The organism is Streptomyces sp. NBRC 110028 (assembly GCF_001417735.1).
Classification (GTDB): domain Bacteria; phylum Actinomycetota; class Actinomycetes; order Streptomycetales; family Streptomycetaceae; genus Streptomyces.
In genome coordinates this window covers 939496-963006 of sequence record NZ_BBUZ01000022.1, presented here as the reverse complement: position 1 = coordinate 963006, position 23511 = coordinate 939496, and the positions used below count along the sequence as shown (strand labels likewise).

16 protein-coding genes and 1 riboswitch are annotated in these 23511 nt (G+C 72.9%); of the genes, 5 read left to right on the top strand and 11 right to left on the bottom strand.

The features are described 5' to 3' along the window. Positions 1-22 precede the first annotated feature (22 nt). The 8 genes from ASC60_RS04450 to ASC60_RS04415 form a co-directional block, all read right to left on the bottom strand. Positions 23-1816, bottom strand: coding sequence for a DUF6350 family protein (locus ASC60_RS04450; protein ID WP_159043200.1), 1794 nt, complete (start codon positions 1814-1816; stop codon positions 23-25). A 191-nt stretch (positions 1817-2007) separates the two neighbouring features. Beyond that, positions 2008-2892: a succinate--CoA ligase subunit alpha gene (gene sucD, locus ASC60_RS04445; RefSeq protein WP_055546781.1), complete on the bottom strand. Its 885-nt coding sequence runs from the start codon at positions 2890-2892 to the stop codon at positions 2008-2010. A 21-nt stretch (positions 2893-2913) separates the two neighbouring features. Further along, positions 2914-4086 (bottom strand): ADP-forming succinate--CoA ligase subunit beta, encoded by a 1173-nt coding sequence (gene sucC, locus ASC60_RS04440; protein ID WP_055546779.1) that lies wholly within the window; start codon positions 4084-4086, stop codon positions 2914-2916. Positions 4087-4420: 334 nt separating this feature from the next. Then, positions 4421-5902: a hypothetical protein gene (locus tag ASC60_RS04435; RefSeq protein ID WP_055546777.1), complete on the bottom strand. Its 1482-nt coding sequence runs from the start codon at positions 5900-5902 to the stop codon at positions 4421-4423. Positions 5903-5998: 96 nt separating this feature from the next. After that, positions 5999-6919 (bottom strand): hypothetical protein, encoded by a 921-nt coding sequence (locus ASC60_RS04430; protein WP_159043199.1) that lies wholly within the window; start codon positions 6917-6919, stop codon positions 5999-6001. Between the two features lie 144 nt (positions 6920-7063). Continuing rightward, positions 7064-8311 carry a VWA domain-containing protein gene (locus ASC60_RS04425; RefSeq protein ID WP_055546773.1) on the bottom strand — a complete coding sequence of 416 codons (1248 nt, stop codon included), beginning with the start codon at positions 8309-8311 and terminating at the stop codon, positions 7064-7066. Further along, a complete protein-coding gene (locus ASC60_RS04420; RefSeq protein ID WP_370592885.1) occupies positions 8308-10890 on the bottom strand; it encodes a DUF5682 family protein in 2583 nt (860 codons plus the stop codon). The genes ASC60_RS04425 and ASC60_RS04420 overlap by 4 nt, the downstream gene beginning before the upstream one ends. Positions 10891-10901: 11 nt before the next feature. Continuing rightward, positions 10902-12038 (bottom strand): AAA family ATPase, encoded by a 1137-nt coding sequence (locus ASC60_RS04415; protein WP_055546770.1) that lies wholly within the window; start codon positions 12036-12038, stop codon positions 10902-10904. A gap of 173 nt (positions 12039-12211) precedes the next feature. On the opposite strand from ASC60_RS04415, the gene ASC60_RS04410 reads away from it, so the two are divergent. Next, entirely contained in the window at positions 12212-13417 is a 1206-nt protein-coding gene (locus ASC60_RS04410; protein WP_234356772.1) for a hypothetical protein, read from the top strand. Further along, a complete protein-coding gene (locus ASC60_RS04405) occupies positions 13414-15033 on the top strand; it encodes a DUF5691 domain-containing protein (protein WP_107096975.1) in 1620 nt (539 codons plus the stop codon). The genes ASC60_RS04410 and ASC60_RS04405 overlap by 4 nt, the downstream gene beginning before the upstream one ends. A gap of 91 nt (positions 15034-15124) precedes the next feature. Here the strand turns inward: ASC60_RS04405 and ASC60_RS04400 are convergent, their stop codons facing one another. Continuing rightward, complete coding sequence (locus tag ASC60_RS04400) at positions 15125-15535, bottom strand: cobalamin B12-binding domain-containing protein (protein WP_055546766.1); 411 nt, start codon at positions 15533-15535, stop codon at positions 15125-15127. A gap of 220 nt (positions 15536-15755) precedes the next feature. Here ASC60_RS04400 and ASC60_RS04395 point away from each other — a divergent pair, with 220 nt between their 5' ends. Together ASC60_RS04395 and ASC60_RS04390 are read left to right on the top strand one after the other, a co-directional pair. After that, positions 15756-16619 (top strand): triacylglycerol lipase, encoded by an 864-nt coding sequence (locus ASC60_RS04395; RefSeq protein ID WP_079038189.1) that lies wholly within the window; start codon positions 15756-15758, stop codon positions 16617-16619. Positions 16620-16803: 184 nt separating this feature from the next. Then, positions 16804-18474, top strand: a complete 1671-nt coding sequence (locus ASC60_RS04390) for a M23 family metallopeptidase (protein WP_063787073.1) — start codon at positions 16804-16806, stop codon at positions 18472-18474. A 39-nt stretch (positions 18475-18513) separates the two neighbouring features. Here the strand turns inward: ASC60_RS04390 and pcrA are convergent, their stop codons facing one another. Then, positions 18514-21021, bottom strand: coding sequence for a DNA helicase PcrA (pcrA, locus tag ASC60_RS04385; RefSeq protein WP_055546763.1), 2508 nt, complete (start codon positions 21019-21021; stop codon positions 18514-18516). A gap of 157 nt (positions 21022-21178) precedes the next feature. Further along, positions 21179-21372, top strand: a riboswitch (cyclic di-AMP (ydaO/yuaA leader). Between the two features lie 7 nt (positions 21373-21379). On the opposite strand from pcrA, the gene ASC60_RS04380 reads away from it, so the two are divergent. Next, a complete protein-coding gene (locus tag ASC60_RS04380) occupies positions 21380-22567 on the top strand; it encodes a C40 family peptidase (protein ID WP_055546761.1) in 1188 nt (395 codons plus the stop codon). Between the two features lie 108 nt (positions 22568-22675). On the opposite strand, the gene ASC60_RS04375 is transcribed toward ASC60_RS04380, so the two are convergent. Continuing rightward, positions 22676-23401 carry a L,D-transpeptidase gene (locus ASC60_RS04375; protein ID WP_055546759.1) on the bottom strand — a complete coding sequence of 242 codons (726 nt, stop codon included), beginning with the start codon at positions 23399-23401 and terminating at the stop codon, positions 22676-22678. Positions 23402-23511 lie beyond the last annotated feature (110 nt).

Sequence of the window (23511 nt, the reverse complement as noted above, 5' to 3'; positions counted from 1 at the left end):
CCCCGGCTCACGGCGGCTCGGCCTACGAGGTCTCCTCCGGGCCGTCCGGCTTCCGGTGCGGAGGCGGCGTCAACGGGTCCACCCGGCCCATCGGGCCCAGCTGCCCCATCGATCCGGTCGCGCCCACCATGCCGCCCATGAAGTCGGCCATGGTGCCCGCCCCCATGCCGGTGCCGACCCCGGAGCCGAGGCCCGGGCTCGTCGCCGGGTCCGGGGCGCGCTCCGGCTCGCGCTTCCGCTTGCCGCCCCGGCGCGGGCCCGGCTTCAGCCACTGCCACCAGGGCTCGGCCATGGCCTTCCGCAGGTCGATCGGCTCGGCCTGCGGCTCCGGCTTCGGCTCCAGCGCGACCCGGGCCAGCGCCTCCTCGCGGACCGCCCGCTGCTTCGCCCGCGCCTCCGCCCGGGCCCGGGCCTTCGCCGCACGGGCCGCCTTCCACTCCGCCCAGGTCGCCCGGGAGGGGACGTACAGCCGCACCCAGCGCACCACCAGCGCGCCGGGCACCGCGATCGGCCCGGTCCAGGTGAGCGTGGCCATACCGGTGCGCCACCAGTCGGGGCCGAGGTCCGCGAGGATGCCCACGCCCAGCGGCCCGCCCGATAGGGCGGCCAGCAGCGCCATCACGGCCGCGCAGCCGATCGCCGCGAGCGCCGCCAGCACCGCGGTCTCACCCCAGCCCCACGCGGGCCGGGGCGCGCCCCTGCCGGGCCGCCGGGCCGCCGCGACCGCCGTCAGCCACGCCACCGACACCCCCGCCAGGACCCCGATCAGCCAGTTCAGCGGCCAGTGCGGGCCTTGTGCGGGCAGCGCCGAGACCAGGGGGAAGTGCGGCAGCTGAGGGTAGGAGGTGACGCCGAGCGGGGCGACCACATTGCCGCCGCCGGCCGTGAAACCGGCGCCGATGCCGTACGCCGCGCCCCACACGATGGCGTTCGGCAGCAGCGCCAGGCTGATCAGCAGCACCGCGAAGCGGCCCTGCCATACGTTGCTGAGCTGGAGGAACGCCAGCTGAACGGAGCCGGTGTGGCTCAGCATCGAGACCGCGGTGAGCAGGGCGCCGCTGCCGAGCAGCACCAGGAGCCCGCTGGCCCCGGCGCGGCACGCGGCGAGCAGCCGCCGCCGTCGGCACCAGCTTCCGCGCAGCCACGACGCGCGGGTGACGACGCCCGCCGCCAGCCGGGGGGCGCCGGGGATCCGGTCCAGCGCGGCCTTCGTCCGCGCGGGCAGCCGTACCGGGAACCGGCCGTCGGTCACCCATACGCCGAGGGCGGCGACGGTCGCGGCGACGAGTGGCAGATGCCACGCGGCGCTGAGCGGGTCGATGTGCAGCGGCCCGGCCGTGGCGTACACCACGGCCGCCGTGCCGACGAGCAGATAGCCGCCCGTCACCCAGCCGAAGACGATACGGGGGTCGACGACGGAGTCCTCGGGCACCCACTGGCCCTCGGCCTCCTCCGCCTGGCCCTCGTAGACCGCGTGCTGCGCGGCGCGGTAGAGCAGCCAGCAGGGCAGCGCGCTGATGAGCAGCGGGGTCAGCCCGACGGGCGCCGGATGCCCGGCCAGCGTGTCGGTCCGTACCAGGTCGGCGCCGTGCCCGAGGAGCCATAGGTCGGCGGCGATGTGCAGCGCCCCGTCGGGGCTGCTCTCAGGGGACGAGGAGGTGATCCACAGCAGCAGGACGACGACGGCGAGCGTGCCCAGCCCGAGCCCCGCGGCCACCACGCCGCCGAGGAACGCTTCCCTGGCGACGGAGGGGTGCTGGAGCCCGGCGCTGCCGCGTGAGGACACCGATGGACTGCGATCGGTCGTTTGGGTCACGGGCCCATGCTGCCAATAACAGTCGTTTCATCCGCACATCAAGCGATTAATCGCGTGTCGGACCTAATCGGCTTATGTACCTTTTGTGGAGCGGCGTCCCACGGCCAAGGAAGCGGCCCGTGAGCGCAAAAGGCGCGGGCCCGTACCACCCATCCGGGGGTACGGGCCCGCGCCTGCGTGAGGCGGTGGCGTCAGCCGGCCAGCGCGGCGCGCGCCAGACCGGCGGTCTCGGTCGGGGTCTTGCCGACCTTCACGCCCGCGGCCTCCAGGGCCTCCTTCTTCGCCTGGGCGGTGCCGGAGGAACCGGACACGATCGCACCGGCGTGGCCCATGGTCTTGCCCTCGGGCGCGGTGAAGCCCGCCACGTAGCCGACGACCGGCTTGGTGACGTTGGCCTTGATGAAGTCCGCGGCCCGCTCCTCGGCGTCGCCGCCGATCTCGCCGATCATCACGATCAGGTCGGTGTCGGGGTCGGCCTCGAAGGCGGCCAGCGCGTCGATGTGGGTGGTGCCGATGACCGGGTCACCGCCGATGCCGACGCAGGACGAGAAGCCGATGTCCCGCAGCTCGTACATCATCTGGTAGGTCAGCGTGCCGGACTTCGACACCAGACCGATCCGGCCGGGCTTGGTGATGTCGGCCGGGATGATGCCCGCGTTCGACTGACCCGGCGTGATCAGACCCGGGCAGTTCGGGCCGATGATGCGGGTCTTGTTGCCCTTCTGGCCGGCGTAGGCCCAGAAGTTCGCCGAGTCGTGCACGGCGATGCCCTCGGTGATCACCACGGCGAGCGGGATCTCGGCATCGATCGCCTCGATGACCGCGCTCTTGGTGAACTTCTCCGGGACGAAGATGACCGTGACGTCGGCGCCGGTGGCCTCGATGGCCTCCTTGACCGAGCCGAAGACCGGAACCTCGGTGCCGTCGAAGTCAACGCTGGTGCCGGCCTTGCGCGGGTTCACGCCACCGACGATGTTGGTGCCCGAGGCGAGCATCCGACGGGTGTGCTTCTGCCCCTCGGACCCGGTCATCCCCTGGACGATGACCTTGCTTTCCTTGGTGAGGAAGATAGCCATGGTTTCTGGTGACCTCGTCCCTTACTTCGCAGCCAGCTCGGCGGCGCGCTCGGCCGCGCCGTCCATGGTGTCCACCTGCTGAACGAGCGGGTGGTTGGCGTCGGTGAGGATCTTGCGACCCAGCTCCGCGTTGTTGCCGTCGAGACGCACGACGAGCGGCTTGCTGACGTCCTCGCCCTTGGACTTCAGCAGCTCCAGGGCCTGGACGATGCCATTGGCGACGGCGTCGCAGGCGGTGATCCCGCCGAAGACGTTGACGAAGACGGACTTGACGTCCGGGTCGCCCAGGATGATCTCAAGACCGTTGGCCATCACCTCGGCGGAGGCGCCACCACCGATGTCGAGGAAGTTGGCGGGCTTCACGTTGCCGTGGTTCTCACCGGCGTACGCGACGACGTCGAGGGTCGACATGACCAGACCCGCGCCGTTGCCGATGATGCCGACCTCGCCGTCGAGCTTGACGTAGTTGAGGCCCTTGGCCTTGGCGGCCGCCTCGAGGGGGTTGGCCGCGGCCTTGTCCTCGAGCGCCGCGTGCTCCGGCTGGCGGAACTCGGCGTTGGCGTCCAGCGTCACCTTGCCGTCCAGCGCGATGATCTTGCCGTCACCGGTCTTGACGAGCGGGTTGACCTCGACGAGCAGGGCGTCTTCCTTGATGAAGACGGTCCACAGCTTCTGGAGGACGTCCGCCACCTGGTCGGCGATCTCGGCCGGGAACTTCGCGGCGGCGACGATCTCGGCGGCCTTCTCGGGGGTCACACCCTCGATCGCGTCCACCGGGATCTTGGCGAGCGCGTCGGGGTTCTGCTCCGCGACGACCTCGATCTCCACGCCGCCCTCGACGGAGGCCATGGCGAGGAAGGTGCGGTTGGTGCGGTCCAGCAGGAAGGAGACGTAGTACTCCTCCTTGATGTCCGCGGTCTGGGCGAGCATCACCTTGTGGACCGTGTGGCCCTTGATGTCCATACCCAGGATCTGGGTCGCCTTCTCGACGGCGTCGGCCGGGTCGGAGGCCAGCTTGACGCCGCCCGCCTTGCCGCGACCACCGACCTTGACCTGCGCCTTGACGACCGCGCGGCCGCCCAGTCGCTCGGCCACCTCGCGCGCCGCCTCAGGCGTGTCGATGACTTCACCGGCCAGCACCGGTACACCGTGCTTGGCGAAGAGGTCCCTCGCCTGGTACTCGAACAGGTCCACGCGCGTCCGTCCCTTTTCCATGGATATCGCGGTCGTTATCAGCGCGGGCGTGCCGCGGTGGCCAGCGTGAGGACGCGATCTATAACGAGGGCGGCACACGTGCGCCGGGTACGCGGCATGTCCGCCTCGCAGGTTATAACCGCGAGACCTGTGCCCCTAAATCGCAGATCACACTGGAGCGGTGATTACGGTCACAGATCGCGACCGTACCCACCTATCTCGCAACCAAAAGCGGGCAGTCCCCTCCCCAACGAGGACTGCCCGCGATCAGATGAAGCGGCTGCGTACGGCGGAGTCGGCGCCGCCGTACGCGGCGGTTATGCGGCCCGGGTCATCAGACGGCCGGGAGGGTGCCCGCGGCGCCCGGCAGGTTGGTGGGCAGGTCGGCCGGGAGCTGCGCCGGGACGGTCGGCAGGGTGGCAGCCGGGACGGTGGGCAGGTCGGTCGGCAGGGTGGCGGCCGGGACCTGCGGCAGGTCGGTGGGCAGGGTGGCGGCCGGGACGGTGGGCAGGTCAGCCGGAACGTTCGGCACGTCGGTCGGGAGCTGGGCCGGGACCTGCGGCAGGTCGGTCGGCAGGGTGGCGGCCGGGAGCTGCGCCGGGACGGTGGGCAGGGGGGCGGCCGGGACCTGCGGCAGGGCCGGGAGCGCCGGGATGTTGGCGGCGTCGGTCAGGTCGATCGGGGCCACCGGGAGCAGGCTCTGCACACGGGCCACGGTGTTCACCGCGGTGCCCTGCGCGTTCGTGGCCACGGAGCCGGTCAGGTCCAGCGCGAACGGAACCGTGGTGGTGGCCAGGTCGGCGGCGAACGGAACCGTGTTGTTGACCGTGTTCTGGACGACCGGCACGGCGTTGGCGACGGTGCCCTGCACGAACGGCACGGCGTTGGCGACGGTGTCCTGCGCGAGCGGGAGCACGTTGCTGGCGGTGCCCAGCGTGTAGCCCTGCGCGCTGCCGACCACGTAGCCGACGTACGGAACGGTCTTGCCCGCGGCGTCACCGGTCAGCACGCCCGCGTCGTCCAGGGTGCCCTGCGCGACGGGGACGACCTGGACCACGACGCGGTTCACGACGGGCGGCAGCACGTCGTCGGCGACGCCGTTCACGACCGGCTTGGCGATGCCCACGATGCACTTGGCCTTACCGGTCAGCTCCTCCGGGCGGACGCCCGCGCCGGAGAGCGAGGCGAGCAGGTTGTCGGCGGCGCCGGGGGCGGCGGGCAGCGTCGGGGCGGTCGGGAGCTGGGCGGGCACCTCGGCCGGGAGGCCCTTGACGGACGGCACCGGGGCGGCGGCGGGCAGCGAGGAGCCGTTGACCGGCAGCGAGCCGAGGCCGGGCAGGTGCGGAACGACGCCGGGCACCTCGCCGGTGGGCAGGTCGACGTCGGCGGCCTTCTGGACGGACTTCACGGCGTGGTGCGCCTTCTTGACGACCTTGCCCGGCTTGGCGTCACGGGTCACGCCGTCGAGCGCGCCCCCGGTCACGTCGCGGGTGGTCTTGGAGAGGTCCGGCAGCTGGCCCTTGGCGGCACCGTCGACGGTGTCGTTGACGGTCCCGGTCACGCCGTCCACCGTCTTCTTCGCGGTGTCGTTCACCTTGGACGTGTCGGCCACATCGCCGGTCGCACCGTCAACCGTGTCGGTGACCTTGCCGGTCGTGTCCGTGACCTTCTGGGTGACGCCGCCCACCGTGCTGGTGACGCTGTCGGTGGAGGGGACGCTCGGGGTCTCGGCGGCGTTGGCGGCGGCGGAGCCGAGGGCCCAGATACCGGTGGCGGCGGCGGCGACGAGGATGGAGCGGCGAACGTTGTTGCGCATGGTGGAGGAAGTCCTTCGAATTCAGGAGGATGAGCGAACGGGCAGACCTGACCCGCCCCCGCGCGGCAGGTCTTGTGCAGACGGGGGTGGTCTGCCCTAGCCGGGGAATTCGAGGACTTCGTTGTACCGCTGGCGCGTCGGCGCCGAGCTGTCCGCACGGACCGCGCCGGGCGCGAGCCCGAAGTGCGCGGCGTCGGACGGCGGCAGAGCGGCGTGGGTGTTCCCGCCACGGGGAGCGCCGCTGTCGCCGGTGCACTGGGTGAGGGTCCCGAATGGGGACCGCGGGACGGGCAGCGGCGCCGGGGCGCCCTCGCCCTGGTCCGCGCCGTCGGCCGCCCGGACGACGGTGCCGTGACCGTGGTCGTGCGGGCCGGCGGTACGCGGCGCGGTGGCGGCCGAGGTCGCCGTGTCGGGCCCCAGCGGGGCCGCTGCGGGCCGGGCCGGGTGGTTCTCGTCGGTGCCGTTGGCCACCGGGCCGTGGCCCGGCGCGGCACCGAAGGCGTGGCCCAAGGCGCCGAAACTCGCGTCGCCGACCTCGGACAGCCGCACCGGAAGCTTCGTGCCCGTGGCGTCCTCGACCAGGTCATCGACGGGGTCGGTGACCTGTCGCGCCTGCCGCTCGACCGGCTCGCGCACCGGTTCCACCGTCTCGCGGACGGTGTCGGTGGCGGTGTGCACCGCCTTGCGCGCCGCGGTGTCCGCGGTCCTGACCGCCTTGGCCGGAGAGTGCTTCGCCACCGGCTTCGCGGTGGTGTCGGCCTGCCCGGCGCTGTCCTTCTCGGCGCTGTCCTTCTCGGTATTCTCCGTGGCGGAGGTCTCAGCGGCGGACGAGGAGCCGAGCAGGTCCGGTGCCTGGGCCTGGCGGCCCGCCACCGATCCCGTGAGGCCTTCCGTTTCCGCCGCGTGGGCGCTGCCACCGAAGAGGAACGCCAGTGCCAGGAAGCCCCCGAGGAACAGCGCCGCCGTCAGCGCCCGCCGCGCGGCCACGGTGCGCGGCAGGCGCACAGCGGCAGGCACAGCGAACACGGCAGACAAAAGGGGGCCTTCCCTGGTACGGACATCAGGCGGGGCGCCAAGCGGACGGGCACATTCACGTCCTGGCGACGGGAGTGATCCTTGCATGACCCACAGGGGGCCGCGCAAGCCCTGGGCCGCTGATGGTCACTGATGCATCGCCATGTCCGGTATCGGCAGTTGGCGCCGTTCGATCGCCGCCGCCATCACCTCCGGGAAGAGATCGGGGGTGCAGGCGAAGGCGGGTGCGCCGAGCGCGGCGAGCGCCGCCGCGTGCTCCCGGTCGTAACTCGGCGCCCCCTCGTCGGACAGCGCGAGCAGCGCCACGAACCGCACCCCTGACGCCTTCATCGCGGCGATCCGGCCCAGCATCTCGTCGCGTATGCCGCCCTCGTAGAGGTCGCTGATCAGCACGACGACGGTGTCCGCGGGCCGGGTGATCCGCGCCTGGCAGTACGCGAGCGCGCGGTTGATGTCGGTGCCGCCGCCGAGCCGGGTGCCGAACAGGACGTCCACCGGATCGTCCAGCTCGTCGGTCAGGTCCACGACGGCGGTGTCGAAGACGACGAGCCGGGTGGCGATCGACCGCATCGAGGCGAGCACGGCGCCGAAGACGGAGGCGTACACCACAGACGCGGCCATCGACCCCGACTGGTCGACGCACAGGATGACGTCCTTCTTCACCCCGCGCGCCGCCCGCCCGTAACCCACCAGCCGCTCGGGAACCACCGTGCGGTACTCGGGGAGGTAGTTCTTGAGGTTGGCGCGGATGGTGCGGTCCCAGTCGATGTCCCGGTGGCGGGGGCGGCCGACCCGGGCCGAGCGGTCGAGCGCGCCGGTGAGGGTCGCGCGGGTGCGGGTCGCGAGCCGCTTCTCCAGATCCTCGACGACCTTGCGGACGACGGCTCGCGCCGTGGTCCTGGTGGTCTCCGGCATCGCCTGGTTGAGCGAGAGCAGGGTGCCCACCAGGTGCACGTCCGCCTCCACGGCCTCCAGCATCTCCGGCTCCAGCAGCAGCGCCGACAGGCCGAGCCGGTCGATGGCGTCGCGCTGCATGACCTGGACGACGGAGGTCGGGAAGTACGTACGGATGTCGCCGAGCCAGCGCGCCACTTGGGGCGCGGAGCCGCCGAGCCCGGCCGAGCGTGAGGCACCGCCGCCCGCCGGGCCGCCGCTGCCTCCGCCCGGACCCGCGGGGCCGTCCCCGCCGCCGCCGGAGCCGTAGAGCGCTTCGAGCGTACGGTCCATGGCGGCGTCGGTCCCGCTCAGGGCGCGGCCGGTGCCGTCGCCGCCCTGCCCGCCGAGCACCAGCCGCCAGCGCCGCAGCCGCTCGTCCCCCGCGTCCGTGCCGGTGTCCGTGTTGATGTCCGGGGTGATCTCCGGGTCTTCCGTCATCGGGCCGCCTCCGCGGTGTCGTCGGGGCCGGGGCCAGGACCGGGGCCGGGGCCAGGACCGGGGCCGGGGCCAGGACCGGGGCCGGGGCCAGGACCGGGGCCGGGGCCGGGGCCGGGGCCAGGGCCAGGGCCAGGACCGGGGCCGGGGCCGGGGCCAGGGCCAGGGCCAGAGTCGGGGCCAGAGTCGGGGCCGGGGCCAGAGTCGGGGCCGGGGCCGGGGTCAGGACCGGGGCCGGGTTCCAGGCCGAGCAGCAGCCGCACCGTCGGTACGACGGCGGCCGCACGCTCCGCGTCGAGCCCGGGGCCGAAGCCGGGCGCCGCGGGGGCCGCCTCGCCGCCCATGGCGCCCGGCTCACCGGCCGCGGGCCCGGGGCCGCGCCGGACCAGCTCGCCCAGGGTGCGGCGGACGCCCGAGTCGTACGCGGAGAAGGTGCGCCGCAGCAGCGGCAGGACGTCCGTGAACGCCCCGGCGGGTACGGAGGTGAGCCAGCCGTCGATCAGGCCGAGCAGCCGTTCGTCGTGGACGAGCAGCAGGCCGCCGCCCGCGCCGCCGCCGATGAACCCCTCGATCCAGGAGGCCGCTTCGGGTGGTGCGGTGCCGGGCGAGAGCGCGAGCCGCATGAGCCGGGCCGCCTCGTCCTCGGCGAGCCGCCCGTCGTCCAGCAGCAGGCGCGCGGCCCGGCCGCGGAGCAGCCCCGGGGTGGCGGGGGTGCCGTCCCGCCCGGCGATGACGAGCAGCACACCCGCCCAGCGCGTCCGCAGCGAGTCATCGGCCGGCCGCCCGCTCGGGGTGGGCTCCGGCAGGAGGCCGACCGCCCGGTGCACGGCCTCCAGGTGGCCGAGCATGTCGGCGGCGCCGTCCGCGTCGAGCCCCACACAGGCGGGCGGGAGCCCCACCAGGATCCGCTCGGCCAGGCCCGCGGCGACCTCGCCGAGCGCCGCCGTGTCGGTGCCGCGCACGTCCCCGTACCGCACGGACCGCACCAGGGCGGGCAGCGCCTGCGCGAGGTGGCCCACGTCGGCGTCGAGCGCGGCGCGGTCGGCGAGCGCGCGCATCACCACGGGGAGGGCGTCGGGGAGCGCGGCCAGCAGACAGCGCTCGGCCAGCTCGGTGACCTCGGCGAGGGCCGTGGCGCCCAGCGCCTCGGACTCGGCCCTGGCGGTGGCCGCCGTCAGCACGGTGGTGCCCCACACCCCCGCCTCCGCGACCCGCACCGCCAACTCCGGCTCCCAGCGCAGCCGCCAGGTCTCGCGAAACGTGCCGGTGCTGCCGCGCGAGGCCGCCGGGGTGCCCCAGTCGATCCCCAGCAGCCGCAGCCGGTGCAGCAGCCGGCCGCGCGCCGCGTCCCTCTCCTTGCGCAGGTCCAGCTCCAGCTCCCGCTCCACGGCCTCGGGCGCCAGCCGCAGCGAGCGCTGGGTGCTCCGCAGATCCCGCTGGAGCGGTACGGCGGGGGCCGACGCGGGAACCTCGCCCAGCACGTCCCCGACCACGAGCCGGTCCCGCACGAGCGCGAGCGGCACGTCCGAGCCCTCGCACATGACGGCCCGCACGGCATCGGTGGTCTCGGCGAGCCCGGCGAGCGGGCGGCCGCGCAGCGCTGCGAGCGTTTCGGCGAGCCGCACGGCCTCGATGACATGCGCGGACGACACCGCGAAGTCCTCGTCCCGGAGCAGCCCGGCGACCTTGGTCAGCCAGCGCTCCAGGGGCCGGTCCGGGGCGTGGAAGAGATGGCTGTACCAGCCGGGCGAGGCGATCCCCGCCCCGTAGCCGCTGTGCCGTGCCAGCCTGCGGTGCGTCCAGGGCACCCAGCTGATCTCGGCCTTGACCTTCGGCAGCCCCTTGAGCAGCTGCCGGTCGGCGGTCACCGTGGGGCGGGCGGCCAGCGCCGGTACGTGCCAGGCCCCGCACACGACGGCGACCGCCTCCCCGAACTCCCGCCGCGCCGCGTGCATCCGCACCCGCATATGGGCCTCCCGGACGGCGTCGTCCTCGTGCCCGCCGTGCCCGTACGCGGACCGCAGCTCCCCCATGGCCTCGGCGACGGCGGCGAACGCCGCGGTCCCGCCGGCGCCGCGGTGCTCGACGACGTCCTCCCACCAGCGCTCCGGGTCCTCGTACCCGGCTGCCTCGGCGAGGACGGCGAGCGGATCGACGCGCACCCGCTCGGCCGGTCCGGCCGGATCGCCCGATGGACGGGCATCGTCCTTCGCCGTCATGGCCAGGGAGTGCGCGGCCGGGAGGTCGATGAACCGCACGGGCACGTCGCGGGCCAGCGCCCACTGGATGGCCGCCCACTCCGGCGAGAACCCGGCCATCGGCCAGAACCCGGCGCGCCCCGGGTCGTTCGCCACATGCGCGAGCAGCGCGACGGGCGGGCGCATGCCCTCGTCGGCGGCGAGGTGCACCAGCGCGTCCGCCTCCGGCGGGCCCTCGATGAGCACGACGCCGGGCTCGCTCTCGTCGAGCGCCGCCCGCACGGCCCGCGCCGACCCGGGGCCGTGGTGCCGCACCCCCAGCAACAGCGGCCACTCCGGCACGACGGCCCCCGCGGCCCCACCGCCTCCGGGGGCCGCCACCAGCTCCGCAGCCGTCACGCGCTCACCTCTCGGCACGCGCGGTAGAAGTCCTTCCACCCGTCCCGCTCGCGGACGACGGCCTCCAGGTACTCCTGCCAGACGACGCGGTCGGGGGCCGGGTCGCGGACCACCGCGCCCAGGATGCCCGCCGCCACGTCACCGGCCCTCAGCACACCGTCGCCGAAGTGGGCGGCGAGCGCCAGCCCGTTCGTCACCACGGAGATGGCCTCCGCCGTCGACAGGGTGCCGGAGGGCGACTTGAGCTTCGTACGGCCATCTTCGGTCACCCCTTCGCGCAGCTCGCGGAAGACCGTGACGACGCGGCGGATCTCGTCCACACCCGCCGGGGCCTCGGGGAGGTCCAGCGAGCGGCCGATCTGGGCGACGCGGCGGGCGACGATGTCGACCTCGTCCTCCGGGGTGGCGGGCAGCGGCAGCACCACCGTGTTGAAACGGCGGCGCAGCGCGCTGGACAGCTCGTTGACGCCGCGGTCGCGGTCGTTGGCGGTGGCGATGAGGTTGAAGCCGCGGACCGCCTGGACCTCCTCCCCCAGCTCGGGAATCGGAAGGATCTTCTCGGACAGAACGGTGATCAGGGTGTCCTGCACATCGGCCGGGATGCGCGTCAGCTCCTCCACGCGCGCGGTCATGCCGTCCGCCATCGCCCGCATCACGGGGCTCGGGACGAGCGCGTCGCGGCTGGGGCCGTGGGCGAGGAGCCGGGCATAGTCCCAGCCGTAGCGGATGGCTTCCTCGGGCGTCCCGGCCGTGCCCTGGACCAGCAGCGTCGAATCGCCGCTGACCGCCGCCGCCAGATGCTCCGAGACCCAGGTCTTGGCCGTGCCGGGGACGCCGAGCAGCAGCAGGGCGCGGTCGGTGGCGAGCGTGGTGACGGCGACCTCGACGATGCGGCGCGGGCCCACGTACTTGGGTGTGATCACGGTGCCGTCCGGCAGCGTGCCGCCGAGCAGATACGTGGCGACGGCCCACGGCGACAGCCGCCAGCGGGCCGGGCGCGGGCGGTCGTCGGCGGCGACCAGCGCGCTCAGCTCGTCGGCGAACGCGTCCTCGGCGTGCGGACGGAGGACCTCGGCGGCCTCGGGGGCCTCGGGGGCCTCGCCGGCTCCGTGGCCCTCGGAAATCTGGGTCATCTCAGGTGAATTGGTTCCGGACACAGTGACGGTCACAGCTCCCCCACGACTCGTTTGCTCGTTCCGCTCCCGGACGCGTCATTCACTGTGCACCACGCCACTGACAACGGACCCGGCGTCAACTGAGCCGCAGGTCACGACGGTTGTCAGTGGGTGGCCGTACCGTCGCAGACATGAATCCGCAGGGGGAACGCCGGACGGCGGAACAGGTGCTGCCACAGGGCTCGGAGCCGCCCGAGCGGACCGAGCAGCGGCTCGGCGAGCGCGCACGGAGCGCGGAGACCGCCGGGGGCGGGGGCAGCCGGTCGGGCGGCACCGGCAGCGCGGGGGCCGCAAGGGGCACGGGCGATGCGGGCACCGCGGGCGGGGTTGCCGATCCGGGGGCGGTGCGGCGGCGTGCCGAGCGGCGCGGCCGGCGCATCGCGGCGGGCGCCACGGAGCTGGAGCAGCGGCTGGCGGACCTGCTGCGCGGCGGTCTGGCCACGGCCGACCGCGCCGGATACGGGGCGTGGGACGAGACGGCCGCCCGCATGGTCGACGCCCAGGCCCCCGGCCTTGGGGCACGGGTGCGGGAGTTGGGCGCCATCCCCTCCTCCGGTCCCGGCTGGCCCGCCCGTCTGCTGGAGGAATGCGCCCTGACGCACCTCCTCAACCAGGGCTTCCTCCACCTCGACAGCCTGCCGGAGGAGCTGGCCGCCACCACGCGCTCACGGGTCGGCGTCACGACGCCGGTGGCCGAACTGCTCGCGCACGGGCAGCCGGTCCGGGACCACTGGCTCGTCCTGGGCGGTCAGGACAGCGAGGACGACAAGCTCACCACCCGGCGGATCTGGCTCCGCGGCCGGACCACGGGCCGGATGGCGCTGCTGCTGTCCTTCGGTGCGGCGGGCCGCTCGCCCGATCCGGCGCTGCCGCCCGGTCTGGTGCTCGACGCGGACCTCGTCTACTACCCGGGCACGCGTCCGCTCCGGGCCGCGCTGGGCACCAGCTGTCCGCCCGCCGCGGCCGCCGAAGCCCCGGCGGGCGCCTGGGTGCCCGACGGCGGCGGTATCGACGCGGCGCTCGCCGCCTACGGCGAGGCGCTGAGCGCCGACCCCTGGCTGGAGGGCTGGCCCGTCGTGCTCTCCGGCGTCACGCCCGTCCCCGGTGCCGACGGATGGCAGTTGGCGGACGAGACCGCCGGGACCGCGCTCCCCGTCGACCCGAGGTGCCTCGGCCGTACGAACCTGTGGCAGCTCACCGCGATATCCGGCGGCCGCCCCGTCACCGTCTTCGGCACGTGCGGGCACCGCGGCATCACACCCCTCACCACCTGGGATCCGGAACCCGTCCCGCTCGCCATCGGCAGCGGCCCCACGTCGTACGGAGGCACGCGTTGAGCAGTATCAGCACCAGCGCCGGCACCGCGCCCGCGGCGTGGGACGACCTCGTCGCCGCCGCCCTGCTCGGCACCGAGCGCCGCACCCCGCCCGTCGCCGCGCGCCCCGGGCAGGACGCGGCGGCCGCCCTGCTGGACGCCGCCGCGCTCAGCACCGTACGGCGGCGGGCCGGGCTGCGTCCCGCCCCCGCCCGCCCGGGCCCGGACCCCGCGCCCGAGGATCCGCGCCCGGCGCTCCCGCCCGCGGCCCGCAGCCGGCTGGCGATGCTGCTCGCCGACCGCTCGTCCCCCGGGCGCAGCGGGCCGCGTTCCGCCCCCGACCTGGCCGAGCTGCTGCCCCAGTGGCTCGCCCTCGCCAACCAGTACGGCTACCGCGCGCCCGACGCCCTGCTCCCCACCCTGCTCGACGCGGCCCGCGCCCGCACCGACCTGCGGCCCGAGGCGCTCACCCTCGGCGGGCCCCGGGCGCTGTGGCTCGCCCGGCTCAACCCGGACTGGAAGTTCGCCCTGCGGGGCGGGCCACCCGGGCGGGGCGCGGCGCCCGCGTCCGGGCCGGGCGGGGCCGCCGCGTCCGACGCCGAGGTGCGGCGGCAGTGGGAGGAGGGGCTGTTCGCCGAGCGGGTGTCGCTGCTGGCCCGGACCCGCCACCGCGACCCGGCGGCCGGGCTGGCCCTGCTCAGCGGCACCTGGTCCACGGAGCGGGCCGAAGACCGGCTGATGTTCCTGGACTCGCTCCGCGACGACCTCGCGCCCTCCGACGAACCCTTCCTGGAGCAGGCGCTGTCCGACCGCAGCCGCAACGTCCGGGCGACCGCCGCCGAACTGCTGGCCGCGCTGCCCGACTCCGCGTTCGCCGCGCGGATGGCGGAGCGGTCCGCGCGCTGCGTCTCCCTGCCCCCGGACACCGGCCAGATCACCGTCGACGCGCCCGCGCGGTGCGACAGCGGGATGCAGCGCGACGGCGTCGTGCCCAAGCCGCCGTCCGGTCGGGGGGAACGGTCCTGGTGGCTGAGCCAACTGGTGGAGGCCACGCCGCTGGCCCGCTGGTCCGAGTGGTTCGGGGGGCTGGGCGCGGACCGGATCGTGGCCCTGCCGGTCGCGGACGGCTGGAAGGCGGACCTGCACGCGGCCTGGTGCCGGGCCGCCGTGCGGCAGCGGAGCGCGGAGTGGTCCCGCGCGCTCCTCGGCACCCCGGGCGCGCCTCCCGCCGCCGCGGCCTGGCGGGATCCGGCGAAGCTGCTGTCCGCTCTGCCCGTGGCGGAACGGGCCCAGTGGGTCGCCGACTTCATCGCCTCCCACGGGCTGTCCGACGCGTTCCGGCTGCTGGGGGTGTGCGCGGTGCCGTGGGCCGAGCCGCTGGGCAGTGCGGTCGTGGACGCGCTGGACATCGCGCGGGACGCGGGCAGCTACCCGTGGAGCTTCAGCGGGGTCATGGGCCTGGCCGAGCGCTGCCTCGACCCGGCCCAGGCGGACCGCCTGGAGGTGCTGACCGCGCTCCCGGACGAACCGGAGGGTGCGGCCCCGGGGGCCGGTGGGTACTGGTCGGAGGCGTTCCAGCGGTTGGTGGGGACGCTGAGGTTGCGGGCGGTCATGCGGTCCGAACTGGCCGGCGGCTGATCCCCGCCCCGCCCCTTCCCGAAACCGGATCTCCGCCCCGGGCCCCAGCCGGGCGGCGCCAGGCGGCGAGGAGCCGGCCGGGCGCGGCGGGTCAGGCGGCTACGGGGCGGACGTTCTGGCGGACCCAATCGACGATCGACGTCGTCGTCGCGCCCGGGGTGAAGATCTCCGCCACGCCCTGTTCCTTCAGCGGGGGGATGTCCGCGTCGGGGATGATGCCGCCGCCGAAGACCTTGATGTCCTCCGCCTCCCGCTCCCGCAGCAGCTCCAGCACCTTGGCGAACAGGGTCATATGAGCACCGGAGAGGATCGAGAGGCCGATCGCGTCGGCGTCCTCCTGGATCGCGGTGTCGACGATCTGCTCGGGGGTCTGGTGGAGGCCGGTGTAGATGACTTCCATGCCCGCGTCGCGCAGCGCTCGCGCGATGACCTTCGCGCCGCGGTCATGGCCGTCGAGCCCCGGTTTGGCCACCACCACACGGATCGGACCGGTCACACCCATCGCAGCCTCCAAGCCCTAGTGCGCACATCCGCGTGAACGAACGTTATCTCCAGCTTCCCGCAAGCATCCCCTACCCGGCAGTTTCGCGATGCGCGGGGAGGGGGAAATCACACCCGGAACGTCTTCGACCTCGGGTCGACCACCAAGGGGAGCCGCAGCGGGGACCGTCGCACCGCGCAGCGCCGCCCGGCAGCCGCATGGACGGCGGCATGGCATGGGCATGGCGGCGCGGTGCGGCGGCGCGGTCTGCCACGGCACGGCCGCAGCCACGGCCGCCCCGACGCACGGGCACAAGGGGGCGGTCGTTGTGGGCCTCGTCTACGCACAGCACAAGCGGGCCCGGGCCCTCGCTCTCGATCTGGCGATCCTCGCCGGGCATCTCCTCCTCTACCCCACCGGCCTCCGGCAGGAGCGTCCGCCCGCCGCACCCCCGCCCGACCTCCGAGGGCACCGTCCCGTGCTGCTCCTCCACGGCTTCATCGACAACCGTTCCGTCTTCGTGCTGCTGCGCCGCTCCCTCCTCCGCCACGGCCGCCAGCATGTCGAGGCCCTCAACTACTCCCCCCTGACCTGCGACCTCCGCACCGCCGCCGCACTGCTGGCCCGCCACGTGGAGGACGTCAGCGCCCGCACCGGCCACCGTCAGGTGGACATCGTGGGCCACAGCCTGGGCGGGCTGATCGCGCGGTACTACGTCCAGCGGCTGGGCGGCGACGCACGAGTGCACTCCCTGGTCACGCTGGGCACCCCGCACTCCGGCACCCGCGTCGCGCCCTTGTTGTCCGCACATCCGCTCGTGCGCCAGATGTGCCCGGACTCCGAGGTGATAACGGAGTTGAGGCAGCCTGCCCCCGAATGCCGTACGCGTTTCGTTTCTTTCTGGAGTGATGTGGATCAGTTGATGATCCCGGCGGAAGTCGCCCGCATAGACCATCCGGATCTGACCTTTCGCAACATCAAGGTCAGCGGTGTGGGACATCTCGCCCTACCGGTCCGCTCGGCCGTCGCCACCGGGATCCGGGAGGCTCTGGACGCCGCCGATGCCACGCGGGCGGACACTTCGGGTGCCTTCTCGGTCGCTTGATACGGCCGAAAATTGCCGAACAACCGTCGAACGCCGGGCCAAGAGTGGGCGCACAGTCAACCGAAAGAGGTCCAAATGCCCTTTCCCGCGCTGCTCAAAACTTGCTGAAGATTGTCGCTTCCGCGTACCGCCGGGTACAGTCGCCGCTAATTCTCCTGCAGCCTAGGCGAAAGAGAAGTTGGTGGTGAACGACCGTCACCCGTCGGGGGCAACCCCGACCGTCCCCGCTCCAGACGCCTCGTATTCCTACGACGAGGCCTACGGCCAGCACCAGGACACAGCGCACGGTTACGCCGGGTACGACGGGTACCCCACCGGCAGCTTCGCCAACCTCGCCGCGTACGACGAGCCCGACCCTCTCTTCGGCTCCCTTCCCGGCGGCTACGGGGACGGCCAGGGCGGCGACCCCAACGGCGGGCACAGCGGCCAGTACGACGCGAACCAGTGGAGCGACGGCGGCGCGTACGACACCGGCGCCTACGACACCACCGCGATGTGGGCCGCCTCCGGTCATCAGCCGCCCTCCGACGTACCCACGCAGCGGCAGGACGACACCGGCGGCCACTGGGACGCCGACGCCTGGGGCGCGCAGTCCCAGCAGTGGGACACGGGCGCGTACGACACCACCGGGCAGTACGGCGACGCCGCCACGGGGCAGTACGACACGGGCCAGTACGACACCGGGCAGTACGACACCACGGGGCAATTCGACGCGGGCCAGTACGACACCGGGCAGTACGACACCACCGGACAGTTCGATACGGGACAGGCCGATACGGGCCACTTCGACACGGGCCAGTACGACGCCTCGGAGCAGTACGAGGTCATCAGCCAGCACGCCGCGTACGACACCTCCGGCGTCGACACCGGGCAGACCCAGTTCTGGGACACCTCGGCCTACGCCACCGTCGACGAAACGCAGTACGCCGAGCCGCAGTACGACGACGGGACGGAACCCTTCGAGCACGCCGCGCACACCGCGCACGCCGAGGACACCGCGCAGACCGCGGTCTTCGAAGCGGTGGCCGAGGCGGAACCGGAACCCCACCCCGACCCCGAACCCCCCGCCGACATCACACCGCCCCCCACCGCCACCCGCTCCGGCGGCCGCGCCCGCCGCCGCACCGCGCCCTCCCGCCCCAAGCGCTCCGCGCTCCTCACCGTCGCCGTCCCGTCCGTCTGCGCGCTCGGCGTCACCGCCGTGGCCGCCGCTTCCGTGAGCGGCATGTCCAGCGACACGAAGGACGACACGACCACACAGGCGGCCCCCGACGCGCAGCCCGTCAAGGCCTCCGTCGCCAACAGCGAGATGGACACCCGGCTCGCCGGGGTCGACGACGGCGTCAACGACTTCCGGGAGCGCGCCAGCCGCACCCAGGAGCGGATCGACCTCAAGGCGCGCCAGGCCGCCGAGAAGAAGCGCAAGGCGGAGGAGGCGGCGCGCAAGGAGGCGATGCGGCCGAAGTTCGCGCTGCCGGTCACGCAGCACGGGCTGAGCGCCGGCTTCGGCCAGGCGGGCATCAACTGGATGTCCCTGCACACCGGGATCGACTTCCCGGTCAGCCAGGGCACGCCCGTCATGGCGGCGACCGACGGCACCGTGCGCACCCAGTGGAACGACGCCTACGGCAACATGGTCATATTGACCGCTCCCGACGGCACGGAGACCTGGTACTGCCACCTCAGCAGCACCAAGATCCGCTCCGGGACGGTCAAGGCCGGGGACGTCATGGCCTACTCGGGCAATTCCGGCAACTCCACCGGCCCGCACCTGCACTTCGAGGTGCATCCGGGCGGCGGGGCGGCCGTGGACCCGCAGCCGTGGCTGCGCAGCCACGGCCTCGACCCCAACTGACCGACCGGCCCTGCCCCGGAACCGGAACCGGAACCGGAACTAGAGCTTTTCGACCGGCGCGTACCGCAGCAGCAGCCGCTTCGGCTTCTCACCGCCGAAGTCGATCGTCGCCTCCGCGTTGTCCCCGGTGCCCTTCACCGCCACCACGGTGCCGAGCCCGAACGAGTCGTGCGTCACCCGGTCCCCGATGGCCAGGGAGACCACCGGACGGTCCTTGGCCCGCCGCGTCGCGAAACCGGACGCAGAGGACGCAGAGGATCCAGCCCGCGAGCGCGACGACGAGAACCCGGACGACAGCCCCGAGCCCGCCCCGGACCCCGACATGGCGCCCATCGACGCCGACGGGGTCGCGGGCCCGGTGCGCCGCCACCGCACGTACTGGTCGGGGATCTCCTCAAGGAAGCGGGACGGCGGGTTGTACGCGGGCTGGCCCCACGCGCTGCGCATCGTCGACCGGGACAGATACAGCCGCTCGCGGGCGCGCGTGATCCCCACGTACGCGAGCCGCCGCTCCTCCTCCAGCTCCTTGGTCTGGCCGAGCGCGCGCATGTGCGGGAAGACCCCGTCCTCCATGCCGCTGAGGAAGACGACAGGGAACTCCAGCCCCTTGGCCGTGTGGAGCGTCATCAGGGTGATGACCCCGGCGCCCTCCTCGTCCTCGTCGGGGATCTGGTCGGAGTCGGCGACGAGCGCGACCTGCTCCAGGAACTCCGCGAGCGTGCCGGGGTTCTCCTCGCCCCGGTCCTGCTCGAACTCCAGGGCCACCGAGGCCAGCTCCTGGAGGTTTTCGATACGGGTCTCGTCCTGCGGATCGGTGGACGCCTGCAGCTCCGCCAGATAGCCGGTGCGCTCCAGCACGGCCTCCAGGACGGTCGCCGGGCCCGCGCCCGACTCCACGATGGTCCGCAGCTCCTCCATGAGCGCGTTGAACCGCTTGACCGCGTTCGCCGAGCGGGCCGCCATGCCGTACGCCTCGTCGACGCGGCGCAGCGCCTGCGGGAAGGTGATCTTCTCGCGCGCCGCGAGCGCGTCGATCATCGCTTCGGCGCGATCGCCGATACCGCGCTTGGGCACGTTCATGATGCGGCGCAGCGGTACGGCGTCCTCGGGGTTGGCCAGCACGCGCAGGTACGCGAGGACGTCGCGGACCTCCTTGCGCTCGTAGAAGCGGACCCCGCCGACGACCTTGTACGGCAGCCCGACCCGGATGAAGACTTCCTCGAAGACACGGGACTGGGCGTTGGTGCGGTAGAAGACCGCGACGTCCCCGGCCTTGGCGTCCCCCGCGTCCGTCAGCCGGTCGATCTCGTCGGCGACGAACTGGGCCTCGTCGTGCTCGGTGTCGGCGACGTAGCCGGTGATGGTGGCGCCGGTGCCGGCCTCGGTCCACAGGTTTTTCGGGCGGCGGTTCTCGTTGCGCTCGATGACGGCGTTGGCCGCGCTCAGGATGGTCTGGGTGGAGCGGTAGTTCTGCTCCAGCAGGATCGTCCGCGCGTCCGGATAGTCCTCCTCGAACTGGAGGATGTTACGGATCGTGGCGCCCCGGAACGCGTAGATCGACTGGTCGGCGTCGCCCACGACGCACAGCTCGCCGGCACCCTGCTCATCCGTGCCCGTGCCCACCAGCTCACGCACCAGCGTGTACTGAGCGTGGTTGGTGTCCTGGTACTCGTCGACCAGGACGTGCCGGAAGCGGCGGCGGTAGTGCTCGGCGACGTCCGGGAACGCCTGGAGCAGATTGACCGTGGTCATGATGATGTCGTCGAAGTCGAGGGCGTTGGCCTCGCGCAGCCTCGACTGGTACATCGCGTACGCCTCGGCGAGCGTCTTCTCGAAGCCGTCCGCCGCCTGCCCCGCGAAGGTCTCCTCGTCGATCAGCTCGTTCTTCAGGTTGGAGATCTTGGCGCTGAACGACTTCGGCGGGAACTTCTTCGGGTCCAGGTCGAGATCCCGGCACACCAGCGCCATCAGCCGCTTCGAGTCGGCGGCGTCGTAGATCGAGAACGATGAGGTGAAGCCCAGCTTCTTCGACTCGCGGCGCAGGATGCGCACGCACGCGCTGTGGAACGTCATCACCCACATCGCGTTCGCCCGGGGGCCGACCAGCTCCTCGACCCGCTCCTTCATCTCCCCCGCCGCCTTGTTGGTGAAGGTGATGGCGAGGATCTGCCCGGGGTGCACGTGGCGGGTGCCGAGCAGATACGCGATGCGGTGGGTGAGCACCCGGGTCTTGCCGGACCCGGCCCCCGCGACGATCAGCAGCGGCGAGCCCGTGTGCTCCACGGCGGCCCGCTGCTGCTCGTTCAGCCCCTCCAGCAGCGCCGCCGGGTCGACGGCCGGGCGGGCCGCGCCGTCCCGGTAGTACGCCTCTCTGGGCCCCCCGCTCGACACCGGTGCGTCGAACGCACCGGTGAAGAGGTGGTGCGGCACGTCCTCGCCGCCTGAACCGCCGGCGGGATCCGGGTGCGCGGAATCCTCGGGCGGCGGGGGCTCCTCGCCCGGAGGCCCGAGATCCGCCAGGAAGCTGTCGTCAAAGAGGCTGCTCATCGCTCACCGAGTTTAGGGTGCCGCACTGACAGCCTACGCATGGATGTCACGAAACGGTTTCGGGCAAAACGACCACCAGCCTTCACAGGAGCACCACGAGTTGGCTACCGTCCTCCCCCAGGCGGCCCGTACACCCGTCGGCGAACCGCGCCGGCCCGGGCGGCCTCCGCCGAGTCCGGCCACGTCGCAAGGCGCCCGGAGCCGGGGACCCACAACGCAACACCGGGGTGAATCGGCCCGAGCGGTGGTACGGCGTCACGACGCGTCGGCCGCCCGCGCACGGCCGTAGGGCAACCTTCCGAACCGCCCGAACCCGACAGCTAACCCGGTAGGCGGTCCACGGAAGGAGTCGCCTCCCTTGGCGTCGCACCGCAAGCCGCGGACCCGAATACCCACCGCCGCCTCGTCCACCGGGCGCCGTACCGCCGTCGGATTCACCACCGCCGCCCTCGCCTCCGTCACCCTCCTCTCCCAGACCGCGAACGCCGCCCCGGGCGACCCGAAACCCGGCACCACGCAGTCGATCGAGGCGGTCAAGGAGAAGGTGGACACCCTCTACCACCAGGCGGAATCCGCCACCCAGCACTACAACGCCGCCAAGGAGCGCTCCGAGACGCAGCGCACCAAGGTCAACCGGCTGCTGGCCGATGTCGCCGAGAACACCGAGAAGCTCAACGAGGCCCGCCGCACGCTCGGCACCTACGCCGCGGCCCAGTACCGCAACGGCGGCATGACCTCAAGCGCCGCGAGCCTGCTGTTCTCCAACGATCCGCAGGACCTCTTCGACCAGTCCCATCTGATGAGCCGGATGGCCGGTTCGCAGAAGAGAGCCGTCGACGACTTCCAGACGCAGGCGGCGAAGGCCGCCAAGGAGCGCGGGGAAGCCGCCAAGAGCCTGGCGTCGCTGACCGAGACCCAGAAAGAGCTGAAGACCAAGAAGAAGTCCGTCCAGGACAAGCTGTCCCAGGCCCGTCGGCTGCTGGCGAGCCTGACCGCCAAGGAGAAGGCGCGGCTGGCGGCGATCGAGAAGAAGAAGGCCGAGGAGGCGCGGCGCAAGGCGGCCGAGCTGGCCGAAAAGCAGCGGCAGGCCGCGGCCCAGCAGAAGCAGCAGCAGGAGCAGCAGTCGAGCGGAAGCTCCGCTTCCGGCGGTGGCTCCGGCACCGGCTCCAGCACCGGCTCCTCCACCTCCACGAACAGCACCAAGGCGGCCACGGCCATCGACTTCGCGGAGTCCCAGCTCGGCAAGCCCTACGTCTGGGGCGCGACCGGACCCAACTCCTATGACTGCTCAGGGCTCACCCAGGCCGCCTGGAGGGCCGCCGGTGTCTCCCTGCCGCGCACCACGTGGGACCAGGTGAAGGCCGGTACGCGCATCTCGACCTCCGACCTCATCCCCGGTGACCTCGTCTTCTTCTACGACGACATCAGCCACGTCGGGCTCTACATCGGCAACGGCATGATGATCCACGCCCCGAAGCCGGGGGATGTGGTCAAGAAGGCGCCGATCACCGAGATGCCGATCTACGGAAGCGTCCGGCCCGCATAGCGGTGACAGCGGTGGACGGAACGCCGCGGCTGCCCGATACGCGATCGGGCAGCCGCACCGCTTCCGCGTCACGTGATCACACGATCACGGGACCAGGCGATCACGCGATCACGTGCCCGGCTTACGCCCGTACACGTACACGTCGTCGCCGTTCCGCAGCAGGCTCCAGTACTTCTTCGCGTCGCCGGACCGCATGTTGACGCAGCCGTGGGAGCCGGGCGGCGACCATACGCTTCCGGCGATGGAGTGGAAGGCCTGGCCGCCGTCGAAGAACTGGCTGTACGGCATGGCCACGTGGTACAGCGTCGACCAGTGGTCGATGTCCCGCCAGTAGACCTTCTTCAGCCCCGTGCGGGTCTCGTACTTGTCCCGCCCGGTACGCACCGGCACCGGCCCGAACACCAGCCGCGATCCGTCCTGCACCCAGCTGAGCTGCCGGGTGAGGTCGACGCAGGCGATGCGGCCCTTGTTGGTGGGGCACTTGCGCGCCGCGTTGGGGTTGTGCCCCGCCGCCTGCCGCGCGTTGATCAGCTTCATGACGCCCCAGGTGACGGGCCCCGCGTAGCCGATGGTCGGGCTGATGCCGTGGTTGATCTGGAAACTCCGCGTCGCGCGGCAGTCCCCCGAGGACTGCCGGCCGTCGACGGGACGGCCGAGGAATCGCTCGACCTGCTTCTGATACGGACCGGTGCTCGCCGTACACGACGTCGCCGCCTGGGCCGGTGCCGTACCGAGTGCGACGGACAGCGGCACCACCATGCCCGCCATGCCCAAGGCGACCGCCGTACGGCGGCGCCATGCCCGCCACGCCCCGAACCCTGCCTTTACCCCCATTGCGCGCTCCCTCCGGGCTTGCCCTTGACGGGTAAGACAGTCGAAGAGCCCGTCGGGTTGCGCTTACAGGTGCGATTTCCCCCATTCCGCCCCTTCCCGCCCCCGGTTGG

Bases quoted from the DNA above. Each gene is read 5' to 3' on its own strand.
- sucD (WP_055546781.1), bottom strand. From the start codon at position 2,892: ATGGCTATCTTCCTCACCAAGGAAAGCAAGGTCATCGTCCAGGGGATG.
- ASC60_RS04425 (WP_055546773.1), bottom strand. From the start codon at position 8,311: ATGACGGAAGACCCGGAGATCACCCCGGACATCAACACGGACACCGGC.
- ASC60_RS04375 (WP_055546759.1), bottom strand. From the start codon at position 23,401: ATGGGGGTAAAGGCAGGGTTCGGGGCGTGGCGGGCATGGCGCCGCCGT.
- ASC60_RS04415 (WP_055546770.1), bottom strand. From the start codon at position 12,038: ATGACCCAGATTTCCGAGGGCCACGGAGCCGGCGAGGCCCCCGAGGCC.
- pcrA (WP_055546763.1), bottom strand. From the start codon at position 21,021: ATGAGCAGCCTCTTTGACGACAGCTTCCTGGCGGATCTCGGGCCTCCG.
- ASC60_RS04410 (WP_234356772.1), top strand. From the start codon at position 12,212: ATGAATCCGCAGGGGGAACGCCGGACGGCGGAACAGGTGCTGCCACAG.
- ASC60_RS04435 (WP_055546777.1), bottom strand. From the start codon at position 5,902: ATGCGCAACAACGTTCGCCGCTCCATCCTCGTCGCCGCCGCCGCCACC.
- ASC60_RS04395 (WP_079038189.1), top strand. From the start codon at position 15,756: ATGGCGGCGCGGTGCGGCGGCGCGGTCTGCCACGGCACGGCCGCAGCC.
- ASC60_RS04400 (WP_055546766.1), bottom strand. From the start codon at position 15,535: ATGGGTGTGACCGGTCCGATCCGTGTGGTGGTGGCCAAACCGGGGCTC.